Source organism: Vogesella urethralis, assembly GCF_007644045.2.
In the GTDB taxonomy this organism is placed as follows: domain Bacteria; phylum Pseudomonadota; class Gammaproteobacteria; order Burkholderiales; family Chromobacteriaceae; genus Vogesella; species Vogesella urethralis.
Genome location: NZ_VMDW02000087.1, coordinates 118823 through 132152, shown reverse-complemented (window position 1 = coordinate 132152; position 13330 = coordinate 118823). Strand labels below are relative to the sequence as shown.

Below are 13330 nucleotides of genomic sequence, written 5' to 3'. Positions count from 1 at the left end.
CGTAACAGCGCTGTGCCGTAGCAATAATCTGCGCCGGGCTGCCGTATTGTTCGCATCGTGGCGCTGTGCTTGGCATGGGGGCAGAGTGGTGTGTTAGCGCGGGATTAGTCACGCGATTGACAAAATCGGCAAGCTGCCAAATGATAATCATTGTTATTTAATTGCTTGCGCCGCCATGCCCCACGCCTTGCCACCGCCACGCCTTGCCCAGCAAGACCTCGCCAGCGTCGATGCCCTGTACCGGGCGCATCACGGCTGGCTGGAGGGCTGGTTGCGCGGCAAGCTGGGCCCCAGCCAGGACCACGCGGCCGACCTGGCGCACGATACCTTCGTACGCGTGCTGCACAAGCAGTTGCTGGCGCCGCTGCATTCCCCGCGGCCGTTTCTGGTGACCATCGCGCGCGGGCTGATGATAGACCTGTTTCGCCGCCAGGACCTGGAGCGCGCCTACCTGGAGGTGCTGGCCAGCCAGCCGGAACCACAAGCGCCGTCGCCGGAGCAGCAAGCGCTGGTGATCGAAACGCTGCTGCAGGTGGATGCCATGCTGGACGGGCTGGGCAGCCGCCCCAAGCAGGCCTTTCTGCTGGCGCAGCTGGACGGCATGAGCTACCCCGACATTGCCCGCACGCTGGGGGTGTCGGTCAGCAGCGTCAAGAACTACATGGTGAAGGCGCTGACCCATTGCCTGACCTACCAGCTGGCGCAGGACTGAACATGGCGACACTGACCCCGGCTATCTTGCGGCAGGCCGCCGAATGGCACGTGCTGTTCAGTGCGGGCGAGGCCAGCGATGGCGACCGTGCCGCCTGGCAGCAATGGCGTGCGGCCAACCCTTTGCACGAACAGGCCTGGCAGCAGCTGGCCAGCCTGACCGACCGGCTGCAACCGTTGCCGGCGGGCTTGGGCCGCCAGCTGTTGCAGCAGCGGCAGGGGCGGCGGCGTACGCTGCGCCAGTGCGTGCTGCTGCTGGGCTGTCTGGGCGCGGGCTGGCAGGGCTGGCTGCGGCTGCAGCACAGCGTGGTACCGCAGTCGTTTCATGCTGCCGCCGGCCGTCGCCAGCGGGTGACGCTGGCCGATGGCAGCCAGCTGGTGCTGCGTGCCGGGGCGCGGGTGCAGGTGAGCTACGACCAGCAGCGCCGCCTGATCCGGCTGCTGGAAGGGGAGGTGGCCATTACCACCGCCAGCGACCCGCACACGCCGTATCGGCCGCTGCAGGTGGAAACCCGCCACGGCCAGGTGACGGCGCTGGGCACGCGCTTCACCGTGGCTCTGGCAGCCGACCGCACCCGCGTGGCGGTACAGCAACACGCGGTGCGCTTGCAGCCGTGGTCGGGAGCGGCCGGCTTGATCCTGCAGGCCGGCGAGCACGGCGAGCTGGGCGAGGAGGCGCAGCGTTTGCCGCAGGCGCCGGACGCCGCCACGCCGGACTGGGTCAGCGGCCGCATCGTGGTGGTCAATGCCCGCCTGGGTGACGTCGTCAGGCAGTTGGCGCCGCATTATCCCGGCGCCTTGCTGTGCGACCCGCAAGCGGCTGCCTTGCCGGTATCCGGTGCGTTTTCCGAAGACAACCCGCAAGCTTCGCTGCAGGCCATTACCGCCACCTTGCCGGTGAAGATCGTGCGCCGTGGCCCGTTATGGACGCTGCTGACGCTGCGTTGACGCGCGGCGCAAAATTTTTTTGGCAGCGGGGTGTCTGTTTTGCCGCCATCGTTCGGCCTACCAGCATAACGACTGATTCTCATTTGCTGGTGAGCCCATGAAGAACATTACTGCATCGCACGCACTTCCCCGCCTTACACCATTAAGCCAGGCCTTGCGCCAGCTCAGCTTTGGCCTGTCGGCACTCACCGTGCTGGCCGCGCTCGCCCCGGCCCCCGCCTGGGCCGATACCGCCGCCGCAGCAGCCACGCGCCATACGGTACAGCTGCCCGCCGGCCAGCTGGCCACCACGCTGGCGCGTTACGCGGCCGACGTGGGCGTGATTCTGGCGTTTGACGCGCAATGGCTGGCCGGCCGGCAAAGCCCGGCGCTGAGCGGCCAGTTCACCGTGGCCGAGGGGTTTGCCCGTTTGCTGGCGGCCACGCCTTACCGCGCCGAGCCGGTAGCCGGCCAGCGTTACCAGCTGGTGCTGCGCCCGGCCAGTACGGCCGAGGGCGAGCCGGCCACGCTGGCGCCGGTGGTGGTCACCGCACCGCTGCTGCGCACGCCGGAAAAACTGGACCAGCAAATGCTGCAGCTGCTGCCGGCGGCCAACGGCGACCTCACCAGCCAGCTGCGCATCAATCCCAATATCCAGTTTGACGAAGCGCAGCTGTCGTCGGCCACCGGCGGCGAAATCAGCCCGGCCGAAATCAGCATCCACGGCGCCAAACCGTACCAGAACGAGATGCTGGTAGACGGCCTGTCCATCGCCAACGACCTGGACCCGGGTAACAAGATCGTCACCACCAACCCGGAATACATCCCCGGCCAGGCGCAGGCGCTGGCCTACGACAGCAGCCAGCTGTGCAATGCCCGCGTGCTGGACAACAACGTGCCGGCCGAGTACGGCCGCTTCACCGGCGGCGTGGTGGAAGCCGAGCTGTGCCGCGCGCGCAAGACGCTGGGCGGCAGCGTCAGCATTGGCTACACCTCGTCGGCGTGGAGCGAGCAGATCATCGACCCGCGCCGCCAGAGCGCGTTTGAAAAGTCGTCCGACGCCGACAACCAGCCGCGTTACCGCAAGTGGACGTACAAGGCCAATGTGGAAGCCCGCCCGAGCGAAGACTGGGGCGTGGTGGTGTCGGCGGTACGGCGTGAATCGGAGATTCCGCTCAAACGCTTCAGCAGCGACAACAGCAGCAATGTGCTCAGCCAGGAAGTGACCCAGACCCGGCGCATGGACTCGCTGGCCATCAAGGCCGACTGGTCGCCCAAAGACAGCCCGCACAGCGGCGACATCACCTTCAGCTACGCGCCGTCGGAGAACGGCTATTTCATCGCCGACGCCAAAGACAGCGATTACCAGATCCGCAGCGGCGGTACCGCGCTGTCGGGGCGGCTGGTATCCGAGCTGGGCAAGGTCACGCTGAACCAGCAGCTGTCGCTGATGCAGAACGAACAGTCGCGCCGCAGCGATGTGGACTACTACCGCGCCTGGCGCTGGTCTACCGCCAAGAACTGGGGCGATGCCAGCGAAAGCAACCCCACCAGCCTGGAAGGGGCGTGGGGCGACGTGGACCAGACACTGCGCACCGTCAACTACAAGTTGGCCGCGTCGTTCGACCTGGCCGGTGATGGCGCACTGTCGCACAAGATCGGCACCGGTATCGACCTCAAGCACCAGACTGCCGAGTACGAACGCCTGAGCACCACCCGCTACTGGCTGACGCCGGCCAACCTGCCTACCAGCGGCGCCATGGCGTCGTGCCAGTATGCCGACGGCAGCGTGGATACCGAGGGTTGCTCGGCCACCGCCACCCTGGCGCAGGGGCGCGGCCAGTACTTCCGCCGCCTCATTACCTACCAGGCCGGCGGTGCCGAGATGGAAGCGCTGAGCAGCGCCGCCTACATCGACGACCAGATGCGCTGGCAAGACTGGCAGCTGCGCCTGGGCCTGCGTGCCGACCACGACACGCTGACGCGCGACCTCAACCTGGCGCCGCGCAGCAGCCTGACCTGGCAGGCCGCGCCCGGCCTGTCGCTGAACGCCGGCGCCAACCGTTACTACGGCCGCTCGCTGCTGGCCTACGCGCTGCAGGACCAGATCCACACCCTGCAGTACACGCAAACCCGCACCACCAGCTCGCTGGTGTGGAGCAGCCCGGTACAGTCCAAAACCACCAACCGCCTGTCCGACATCGACAGCCCGTACGACGATGAAGCCACGCTAGGCATCAGCTGGGAACCGGACTGGGCCGGTGGCCCGTTCGACGTGCGGCTGACCCGTCGCGACGGCAAGCAGCAGATCGTCAAGCGCCTGGTCACCGGGCAGAGCGACTGCGCGTCCAGCCAGTGCTATGTGTTCACCAACCAGGGCAGCAGCCAGACCCGCGACTTCACGCTCAGCTGGACCGGCCGCAGCCCGTGGCGACTGGGCAATAGCCGCACCAGCTTCTGGCTGGCGTTCAACAACAGCGACGTGAAGAGCAACTATTCCAGCTACGCCGACACCTACAGCAGCGACAAGGCCGCCGACGAGATCATCCAGTACGACGGCCAGTTCATCCGCTACAGCGATATGCCGGCCGATAACTACAACCGGCCGTGGACGCTGCGCCTGGGCGCCATCACCTCGCTGCCGGCGTACAGCCTCAGCATCAGCAACCTGCTGCGCATCCGCGATGGCTACCAGCAGATGCTGCAGGACGGTACCACCACCTATGAAGGCAGCACCGTGGACGTATGGCGCAAGACCGCGCTGCCGCGTTCGCTGACGCTGGATACCGTCATCGCATGGAACCCGCGCATCAGCGGCAGCCAGCGCGCTCAGGTGAAACTCAGCATCGAGAACGTCACCAACCGCAAGAACATGCTCAGCGTCAGCGACAGCTACGCCACCTACGAGCGTGGCCGTACTTTCACCCTGGAGCTGGGCTACCAGTTCTGACCCCCAGTGGGGCGGCGCTAGCCGCCCCCGTTCCTGTCCGAGGTTTTTCGTGAAGCATCTTGTTACTCTGGCGCGCCGGCTTTGCCTGCTGGCCGCCTGTGGCATGGCGGCCATGTTGCCGGCCCATGCAGCCCCCGCGACGGTGGAGCCGTTCCGCTGGGACCCGGCCATCCAGCGCGGCACCCTACCCAATGGCCTGCGCTATTTCATCGTGCCGGCCAGCAAACCGGCCGACACGCTGGGCATCCAGCTGCTGGTGCACGCCGGCTCGCTGGAAGAAGACGAACAGCAGTCCGGCGTGGCGCATTTGGTGGAGCACATGATGTTCCACGAAAGCCGCGACGTGCCGGAAGGCATTGCGCGGCGCATGACCGCCATGGGCTGGCGCCCCGGCGTGCAGTACAACGCGGTGACCAATTCCGAGCGCACGCTGTACATGCTCAACCTGTCCGGCAAGGCGCAGCTGGCGCAATGGGACCAAGGCCTGTTCCTGCTGTCGCAGATCGCCGGCCACGCCCTGATCCGCGACACTAGCCTGGCGCAGGAGCGCCGCGTGGTGCTGGAAGAGTGGCGCGGCAAGCTCAGCGCGCGCGAACGCATGGAGCAGCAGCGCCGCCTGCTGCTGCGCGAGGGCGGCCTGCAGCCGTTGCGGCCAACCATCGGCACCGAGCGCAGCATCCGCACCCAGCCGGCGGCCAGCCTGCAGCGCTTTTACCAGCGCTGGTACCAGCCCAACAATATGGCGCTGCTGGTGGTGGGCGCTGTCGATGCCGCCCAGGTGGAAGCGCGCATCCGCCACTGGTTTGCCGAGCGGCCGGCGGCGGTACTGCCGCAGCGTGCCGACCGCAACCCGGTGCTGGGCAACACCTTGCGTACCGGCCGCCTGCAAGACGCCGACAACCGCAGTAGCCAGGTAGGCTGGGTGCTGCGCAGCCGCAGCGACCTGGCGCAGGACAGCGCCGGCTTCCGCGTCCGCCTGCTGGACAACCTGGCCGAAAAACTGCTGAAGCAGGAGCTGGTGCGTTACCAGCCGCTGCGGCCAAGCGGTGTGCGCAGCGTGGTGGCGCGCAAAGGCTTTATCGGCGGTACCACCTTTACGCTGGGCTTTGCCGCCACGGTAGAGCCCAACGCGCACCGCGCCGGCATGCAGTACCTGCTGCAGCTGCAGCACCTGCTGCTGGCGCAAGCGCCGGACGAGGCCAAGCTCACCGCGCTGCGTGAAGACTTGCTGGCGGTGGCACGTCGCACGCCGCGCAGCAGTGCCGGCTGGGACGCACAAAAATGGTTGCAAGAGCTGCAAAACGCCATCGCCGACGAACGCGTGCTGCAAGACCCGGCGCAGAAAGGGCCGATGGCGGAAGCCATTGTGGCCGGCATCCGCAACGAAGACGTCATCGCCCACCTGCGCGGCTGGCTGCAAAGCCCCGACCGCCTGCTGTTCATGCTGGCGCCCGGCCTGAAGCCGGTACCGCTGCCGACGCCGCAGCAGGTGCTGGCACTGCAGGCTGATATTGCCGCCAAACCCTTGCCCGCCGTACCGCAGCCGCCGGTGCCGGCCCCCGTGCCGCTGCCCGAACTGCCGCCGGCGCTGCCGGCCGCCAGCAGCACGCTGCTGTGGCGCGACGAGGCGCAGCAAGTGGCGATGTGGCAGTTGGCCAACGGCGACCGCCTGGTGTGGCAGTACCGCGCCAACCAGGACGGCAAGCTGCGCTACGTGGCGGAATCGGGCGCCGGCTACCGGCTGCCGGGCGCGACTGGCTGGCAGTGGCAACTGGCCGCCCAGTTGGCCGCCGCCAGCGGCCCGGCCGGCTGGCAAGCCGCCCAGCTGCGCCGCTGGGAGCAACACCAGAGCCTGGGGCTGTCGCAAGCGCAAACCACCCAGCGCCTGACGCAAAGCGCCAGCGTTCCCGCCGACAAGCTGGCCACGTTGTGGCACTACTACCAGACGCGCCAGTTGCACGCCGGCATCGACCCGGCGCTGCTGCGCCTGCAGCAAAACAGCCTGGGCCGCGACAGCAGCGCCGCCAGCCAGGCCTACGCCGCGCTGGGCAAGCTGCGCTACCCGCTGACCGCCGCCGACCAGGCACCGACCCCGGCCGAGCTGCGCCGCCAGACCCCGGCTGCCTTGCTGGCGCTGTGGCAGCAGCTGGTGGCGCGCCCGGTTACCCACTACCTCAGCGGCGACGCCCGCGAGGCCGACGTGCTGGCCGCGGCCAACCGTTACCTGGCGCCGATACCGCGCCGCGCAAACGCCGTCACCGCCAGCGCGCTGTTGCCGCGGCCGGGCTTTTTTGAAAGCCGGCACGCCATCGCGCGCGAACCGGTAGCGCGGGTGCAGGCCTACGGCAGCGTGCCGATGGCGTGGCAGGGCGAGCGTGCGCTGCAGGTGGCCACGCTGGGGCGGGCGCTGCACGCCGCCATGCGCCGTTCGCTGCGCGAAGAAGCGGCCGGCGTGTACAGCGTGCAGTTCAGCCTGAAGCTCAACCCCGATACCGACCGTCTGGAAAGCGAATGGCAGTTCAGTACCGACCCGGCACGGCTGGACGAGCTGCTGCTGCGCGTACGCGCCATCCTGGCGCAGCCGGCAGCGGTGCTGGACGACGCCAATCTGCAAACGGCGCTGGAGTATGGCCGGCAACAAGCCGCCGCCCGCCAGGCGGACGACGACAGCCGCTTCAACCGCCTGCAACTGAGCATCCGCCACGACGGCGACACCCGTTACCTGAGCCGTAGCGCCGACCTGGCCGCCACGCTGGACGCGGCCAGCGTGCGCGCGCTGGCCAGCGGGCTGCAGCTGGACCGCAACCTGGCCCTGTTGCTGACCCTGCCCGACCCCAAACTGATGGAGACCCAACCTTGAATACCCTGCGTCAATTCTGGCAACTGGCCGCCCCGTACTGGCGCTCGCGCCACAACTGGCTGGCCTGGCTGCTGTTGCTGGCCATCCTCGGCATGGGCCTGATCCTGGTGCAGATGAATGTCTGGCTCAATTTCTGGAACAAGGACTTCTACGACGCGCTGGGCGCGCTGGATACACCGCGCATCTACCCGCTGCTGGGCCGTTACTGCCTGCTGATCAGCGCCGCCGTGGTGGTGGCGGTGGCGCTTGACTGGGTGCGCAAGCTGCTGATCCTGCGCTGGCGCGAAGCGATGACGCGCCAGCTGGTAGACGCCTGGCTGGCCGAGCGCGCCTTTTACCGCCTGGGCCTGCACGGCGAGCCGGACAACCCCGACCAGCGCATTGCCGAAGACGTGAACCTGCTGGTGACCGACAGCATCGACCTGTTGCGCTCGCTGGTGTCGGCGGTGGCCAAGCTGCTGTCGTTCGTGTTCATCCTGTGGCAGCTGTCCAGCAACCTGACGCTGCCGTGGGGCGACGGCCAACTGGTGGTGCCCGGCTACCTGCTGTGGTTTGCGCTGGGTTACGCGCTGTTCGGTGCGCTGCTGACGCACTGGATCGGCAATGAACTGACGCGGTTGAACGTGCAGCAGCAACAGCGCGAGGCCGACCTGCGCAGCACGCTGCGCCACCAGCGCGAACACGCCGAGCAGATTGCGCTGTACGGCGGCGAGCCGTGGGCGCGGCGCCACGTGGCCGACGACTTTGCCGGCGTGGCGGCCAACTGGTACCGCATGATGCAGCGCGAGCGCAACCTGGGCCTGTTCAGCACCAGCTACAACTACATCAACAGCATGGTGCCGCTGTTTGCCGCGCTGCCGGCGTTTTTGTCCAAGTCGCTGACGCTGGGCGGGCTGATGCAGGTGAACTCCGCTTTTATGCAGGTGAGCAATGCGCTGAGCTGGTTTGTACGTGCCTACGACGAGCTGGCGCGCTGGTCGGCGTCAGTGCAGCGTTTGCACCAGTTTGTCAGCAGCCTGGACAGCGCGCGCCAGCTGGCACCGCCGGCGGCCACCACCACCACACCCGCCGCCGGCTTGCAGCTGCAGCAGCTGCAAGTGTGCTACCCGGATGGCCGCCCGATGCTGCAGCCGCTCAGCCATTGCGTTGCTGCCGCGCAGTGGGTGCGCCTGGACGGCCCCAGCGGGCTGGGCAAATCCACGTTGATCCGCACCTTGGCCGGCATCTGGCCGTTTTACCAGGGCAGCCACAGCCTGCAGCACGACGTGCTGATCCTGCCGCAGCAGCCGTATCTGTTCCGTAGCAGCCTGGCGCAGCTGCTGAGCTACCCGGCGCTGCAACCGTACCCGGAGCCGGAACTGCGCGACGGCCTGGCCGCGGTGGGGCTGGCGGCCTTGGCCGGCCGTCTGCACGAGGTAGCAGATTGGGGGCGGGTGTTGTCCGGCGGCGAACAGCAACGCGTGTCCTTGCTGCGCGCCATGCTGCAGCAACCGTCGCTGCTGATTCTGGACGAAGCCACCAACCAGCTGGACGAAGCCTCGGCCTTGCACTGCCTGCGCGCGCTGCGCCAGGCCTTGCCGGGCAGCACGGTACTGGCGGTGACGCACCAGCCGGTGCTGCACGTGTTGTTTGACGAGGTGGTGGCGCTGGCGCGCCATGACGAGGGCGCAGCGTTGGCGCCGGCGCCCAGGGTTGGCCGCAGCCTGGTGCTGTAGCGCTGGCGGGCCTTGCGCGGCGGCCGGGTTACAGGAAGCCGCCGCCCAGCAGGTCGTGGCTGTCCAGCAGCTGGTAGCAGAGCGACGGGTGGCGCTCCAGGCAGCGCCGCACCGCCGCCGCCACGTTCTGCCGCGTCTTGCGGCACAGGCCGGGGTGGGCGGCCAGCTGTACCACGATGCCGCGCACGGTGCGCACTTCGTTGGGGCCGGGCGCCAGCTGCAGCGTCAGCCCCAGTTGCTGTTGCAGCCGTTCGCCCACGCGCAGCAGCTGCGGGTAGCTGTCGATGGCGTCGATGTGGGCAATCAGCTTTTTCTCTTCCGCCTGCGTCAGCCGCAGCACACGCAAGTCGGCTTGCGGGTTGGCCACAAGCGCTGCCAGCCCGCAATTGCACAGGGCTGGCGGGCAGTGGTGGCGCAGGCTGAGGGCGGTGGCAAGGTCCGGCATGGCGGGCTCCGTGGGCGGCTGTCTGCATTATGGACAAGCCGCCCGACGCTGCGCCAGTCAGCCGGCGTGAGTCAGCCAGCGTAGCGGGCAAACAGCGCGGCAATATCCACTCGTGCTTGTAACCGTGCGGCCAACAGGTACAGCCCGGCCACCTTGCGGTGCAGGAATAGCGCGTCTACCGGCGGCGTGTGCCAGGCGTCGCGCTCGTGGCGCATGGCCCAGCCGGCGTCGCGCATGCGGGCCGCTAGCGTACTGCTGCCGAAGTCGTAAGCGCCGGTGTGGCGCAGCGGCTCGCAGGCCAGCAGGAAAATGGCCATCACCTCGTCGTAATGGCGGGCCGACACCTGCTGCGGAAAGTAGCCCAATGCGGTGGCCGCCTCGCCCAGCGCCTGCCGGTCTTGCGCCTGTGCGGCCAACAGCAGGCGGCGGTAGTGCTGCACGTTGTCGGCACCCAGCCGGCGCGTGGCGCCGAAATCCAGCAGCACCAGCTGGCCGCTGGCCGGCTGGTAGCGGTAGTTGGCAAAGTTGGGGTCGCTTTGCAGGCAGGCAAAGTCGAAGATCTCGCGCAGCAGCAGGTCGAACAGCAGGGTGGCGATGCGGTCGCGCTCGGCTTGTGGCGCCTGTTGCAGCGTGGTGATCGGCACGCTGTCGATGAAATCCATCGCCAGGATGCGCGGCGTGCACAGCTCGGGTACGGCTTGCGGCAGCAACAGGTCGGCGTTACCGGCCAGCAGCTGGCGGTAGTGCTGCAGGTTGGCCGCTTCCTGCTGGTAGTCGGCCTCCTGGTGCAGCTGGCGCTTGGCTTCGGTCAGCAGGGTGTCGAGGTCGAAACCCGGCGGCAGCAGGCCGCTCAGCCGTAGCAGGCTGGCCACATTATCTACATCGCTGTCGATGCTGCGCGCCACGCCGGGGTACTGCACCTTGATGGCCAGCGTTTCGCCGCTGGCCAGCTCGGCGCGGTGCACCTGGCCGATGGAGGCAGCGGCCACCGGCTGGAAGGAAAAGCGTTTGAAGCGCGTTTGCCAGTCGTCGCCCCATTCCTGCTCCAGCACGTCAGCCAGCTGGCTTAGCGGCATGGTGTGCGCGTCTTCGCGCAGCGTGGCCAGGATGTCGCGCAGCGCGGGCGGCACCAGGTCGCCGGCGTCCATCGACAGCAACTGGCCCATCTTCATCGCCGCGCCGCGCATTTGCGACAGCTGGTGGGCAAAGCGGGCGGCGTTGGCCGGCGTCAGCAGCAGATCTTGCCATTGCGGGCGTTGGCCGCTGGCCAGCCGGCGCGCGCCTTCGGCCACCATGCCGCCGGCAATGCCGCCTGCCAGGCTGCCAAGGCGCGCCAGCCGCGACAGGCGGCCAACCGGTACCGGGCGGGATTTGGCGTTGTCAGTCATGCGGTGGGGGCAGGGCGGGTTGGCTGCCGGGGCGCGGGTGGTCGGCCAGCGGGTAGGCGTCGGCTACGTAGGCCGGGCCTTTCATGATGCGCACAATCCACGCGCCCAGCGCCACGGTAAATACCACCGTCCACAGCAGGATCAGCCAGCTGATGGCCAGGATATCCACCATGGCGCTTTGTTGCGGGCTGAGGCTGCCCGGCCACAGCCACACTTGCAGCCGCCACAGGCACAGCGGGCTTGCCAGCAGCAGCGTGCCGTACACCAGGCAGCGTGGTGCCAGCGCCAGCAGCCGGCTTTCCAGCCCGGCCGGGCTGCGGCTGAAACCGGCCAGTTTGTTGAAGTAGCGGCTCATGGTTCAGGCCTGCAATGCCAGCACGCCGGCCAGCAGGCTGAAGCCGGCGGCCAGGCTGAGGTGGCGGCGCAGCGGCAGGTACCAGCTGGGCAGGTCCACGTCGCGGCACAGGCGCCAGTCTTGCAGGTAGTGCAGCAGATAGCCCAGCAGCAGCGTGGCCACGCCCGGCGCCGCCGGTAGCAGTACGGCCGGCCAGGCCAGCAGCGCCGGCACCACGCTCCACGCCATCATACGGCTGCGACGGGCAGCGTCCAGCCCCGGCAGCGTCATGGCAAAGCCCCAGTGCAGCGCGCCGACAAACGACAGGATCACGGCGCCGTAAACCAGTAGCAGGCCGAACCAGAAGCCGGCGTGGCCGGCCACCAGCCAGCACAGCGCGGCCAGGCTAACGAAAGGCAGGGCACCGCCATAACCCAGCCAGGCGGCGGGGGCGGGCAAGCTAGCGGGGGCAGTATCGGAAGTCATGATGGCAGACCGGGCAGCAGGAGTGACTGCCCTGATCTTAGAAACGGCTGCCTATTTTGTCCAGTACAAAGCGTGGACAAAATGGCGTGTCGCGGCCAACTCTGGCGCCTGGGCGCGGCTTACTGCGGCAGGAAGCGGATGCCGGTGCGGCGTACCAGCTCGTCGTAGGCCAGCATTTGCGGCTTGGCCACGTCGGCGTTGGCGGTCCAGTACACCCATGATTTGCCGGCAGCCGGGTCGTACACCAGCTTGTACAGCGCGTCCGGCACCCGCACCTTGCCGGCGTAGCGCGGCGCTTGCTGCGGGTCGAAGTAGGGGCCGGTAAACACGTACACCTCGCCGCGGGTACGTTGCACGTACTTGCGGGTGGCTGCTTCTACCGCGCGTGCCCACACGCCACGGTTATTTTCCGGCACCTGCGGCACCATATTGGCCAGGCTGAAGCTTTGCGCCATCGCCTCGGGCGTGGTGCGTTGTGCCGCTGCCGCCATATGGCCGCGGTCGTAGCCGCTGCCACGGTAGTCGGCCAGCGTGGCGCGCTCGCTGCTGCGCAGACGCGCCTCCTCGTAGAAGCGGTCGGTGCGCTTTTCGTCGGCGTCGGCCAGGCTGCGCGCCGACAGCTTTTCGGCGGCAAACAGCGGAGTGCGGGTGTCGCCGTCGTGCAGCACGGCAAAATCGTCAAAGCACAGCTCGCGCACACGGGCGTGCTGCAGGCTGGCGGCGATGGCCGGGGGCGTGTTGCGGTAGAACAGCTGCGGGCAATCGGCAAAACGGGTGGCCACTTGCGGGCCGCTGGGTACCGGGTTGGCCGCAGCAGGGGCGGCAGGCGTCTGGAAGTGATCGGCGGCGGCGTAAACCAGGGCGACAAGCAGGGGCAACAGGGCAAGCGGCTTTTTCATGCAGGCAACAACAGCGGGAAAAGGCCGGCAATTCTATAGCAAGTTTTATCGCAAAGTTGTCTTGTTGCCCGTTTAATGCGGCGCTATCGGCGGCGGGCTTACACCAGCCCGCCCAAGCCGGCTGCGGCGCCTGCCGCCAGCAGCCACAGCGGGTTCAGCCGCGTGCGCCAGCTCAGCAGCGCGCAGCCTGCCAGCAGCGCACCACCGCTCAGGGACGGCGGGTGGCTGCTGGCCATCATCGCTACACCGGCGCCGATCAGCCCCACCGTCAGCGGCGCCAACCCGCTGTTGATGGCGGTGGTCAGCCGGCTGCCGCGTGCCTGCTGCCACCAGCGGGCCACCCAGAAGCTGAGCAGCGACGACGGCAGGCAAATGCCGATCAGGCTGACGATGGCGCCGGGCACGCCGGCTACCTTCCAGCCCACCAGGCTCACCACCAGCACGTTCGGCCCCGGTGCCGCCTGCGCCAGCGCAAACAGCGCCGCGAATTCCTGGCCGCTCATCCAGCGTAGCTCGGTCACCACCACGCGGTGTAGCTCGGGCACGATGGCATTGGCGCCGCCCACCGCCAGCAGCGAAAACTGCACAAACATCAGAAACAGGAAGATCAGCATG

At 68.0% G+C, this 13330-nt stretch carries 11 protein-coding genes; 5 read left to right on the top strand and 6 right to left on the bottom strand.

The features are described from left to right. The first annotated feature begins 175 nt into the window (after window positions 1-175). The 5 genes from FLQ03_RS09630 (at window position 176) to FLQ03_RS09610 (ending at window position 9163) form a co-directional block, all read left to right on the top strand. Window positions 176-712 carry a sigma-70 family RNA polymerase sigma factor gene (locus tag FLQ03_RS09630; RefSeq protein ID WP_144371210.1) on the top strand — a complete coding sequence of 179 codons (537 nt, stop codon included), beginning with the start codon at window positions 176-178 and terminating at the stop codon, window positions 710-712. Between the two features lie 2 nt (window positions 713-714). Continuing rightward, window positions 715-1659 carry a FecR domain-containing protein gene (locus tag FLQ03_RS09625; RefSeq protein WP_144371209.1) on the top strand — a complete coding sequence of 315 codons (945 nt, stop codon included), beginning with the start codon at window positions 715-717 and terminating at the stop codon, window positions 1657-1659. A gap of 97 nt (window positions 1660-1756) precedes the next feature. After that, window positions 1757-4588, top strand: coding sequence for a TonB-dependent receptor (locus FLQ03_RS09620; RefSeq protein WP_144371208.1), 2832 nt, complete (start codon window positions 1757-1759; stop codon window positions 4586-4588). Window positions 4589-4637: 49 nt separating this feature from the next. Beyond that, window positions 4638-7448 carry a M16 family metallopeptidase gene (locus FLQ03_RS09615; RefSeq protein ID WP_144371207.1) on the top strand — a complete coding sequence of 937 codons (2811 nt, stop codon included), beginning with the start codon at window positions 4638-4640 and terminating at the stop codon, window positions 7446-7448. Beyond that, window positions 7445-9163 (top strand): ABC transporter ATP-binding protein/permease, encoded by a 1719-nt coding sequence (locus FLQ03_RS09610; RefSeq protein WP_144371206.1) that lies wholly within the window; start codon window positions 7445-7447, stop codon window positions 9161-9163. Before FLQ03_RS09615 ends, FLQ03_RS09610 begins: the two co-directional genes overlap by 4 nt. Before the next feature lie 28 nt (window positions 9164-9191). Here FLQ03_RS09610 and FLQ03_RS09605 read toward each other — a convergent pair whose 3' ends face one another. From FLQ03_RS09605 to FLQ03_RS09580, 6 genes are all read right to left on the bottom strand, one after another. Continuing rightward, window positions 9192-9608, bottom strand: coding sequence for a hypothetical protein (locus tag FLQ03_RS09605; RefSeq protein ID WP_144371205.1), 417 nt, complete (start codon window positions 9606-9608; stop codon window positions 9192-9194). A 71-nt stretch (window positions 9609-9679) separates the two neighbouring features. Further along, window positions 9680-10996, bottom strand: coding sequence for an ABC1 kinase family protein (locus FLQ03_RS09600; protein ID WP_144371204.1), 1317 nt, complete (start codon window positions 10994-10996; stop codon window positions 9680-9682). Further along, entirely contained in the window at window positions 10989-11351 is a 363-nt protein-coding gene (locus tag FLQ03_RS09595; RefSeq protein ID WP_144371203.1) for a hypothetical protein, read from the bottom strand. The genes FLQ03_RS09600 and FLQ03_RS09595 overlap by 8 nt, the downstream gene beginning before the upstream one ends. Before the next feature lie 3 nt (window positions 11352-11354). Then, complete coding sequence (locus tag FLQ03_RS09590; protein WP_144371202.1) at window positions 11355-11816, bottom strand: DUF3429 domain-containing protein; 462 nt, start codon at window positions 11814-11816, stop codon at window positions 11355-11357. 119 nt (window positions 11817-11935) lie between these two features. Beyond that, entirely contained in the window at window positions 11936-12715 is a 780-nt protein-coding gene (locus tag FLQ03_RS09585; RefSeq protein ID WP_144371201.1) for a DNA/RNA non-specific endonuclease, read from the bottom strand. Window positions 12716-12813: 98 nt separating this feature from the next. Next, window positions 12814-13329, bottom strand: a complete 516-nt coding sequence (locus tag FLQ03_RS09580; protein WP_144371200.1) for a chromate transporter — start codon at window positions 13327-13329, stop codon at window positions 12814-12816. Window position 13330: the final 1 nt, after the last annotated feature.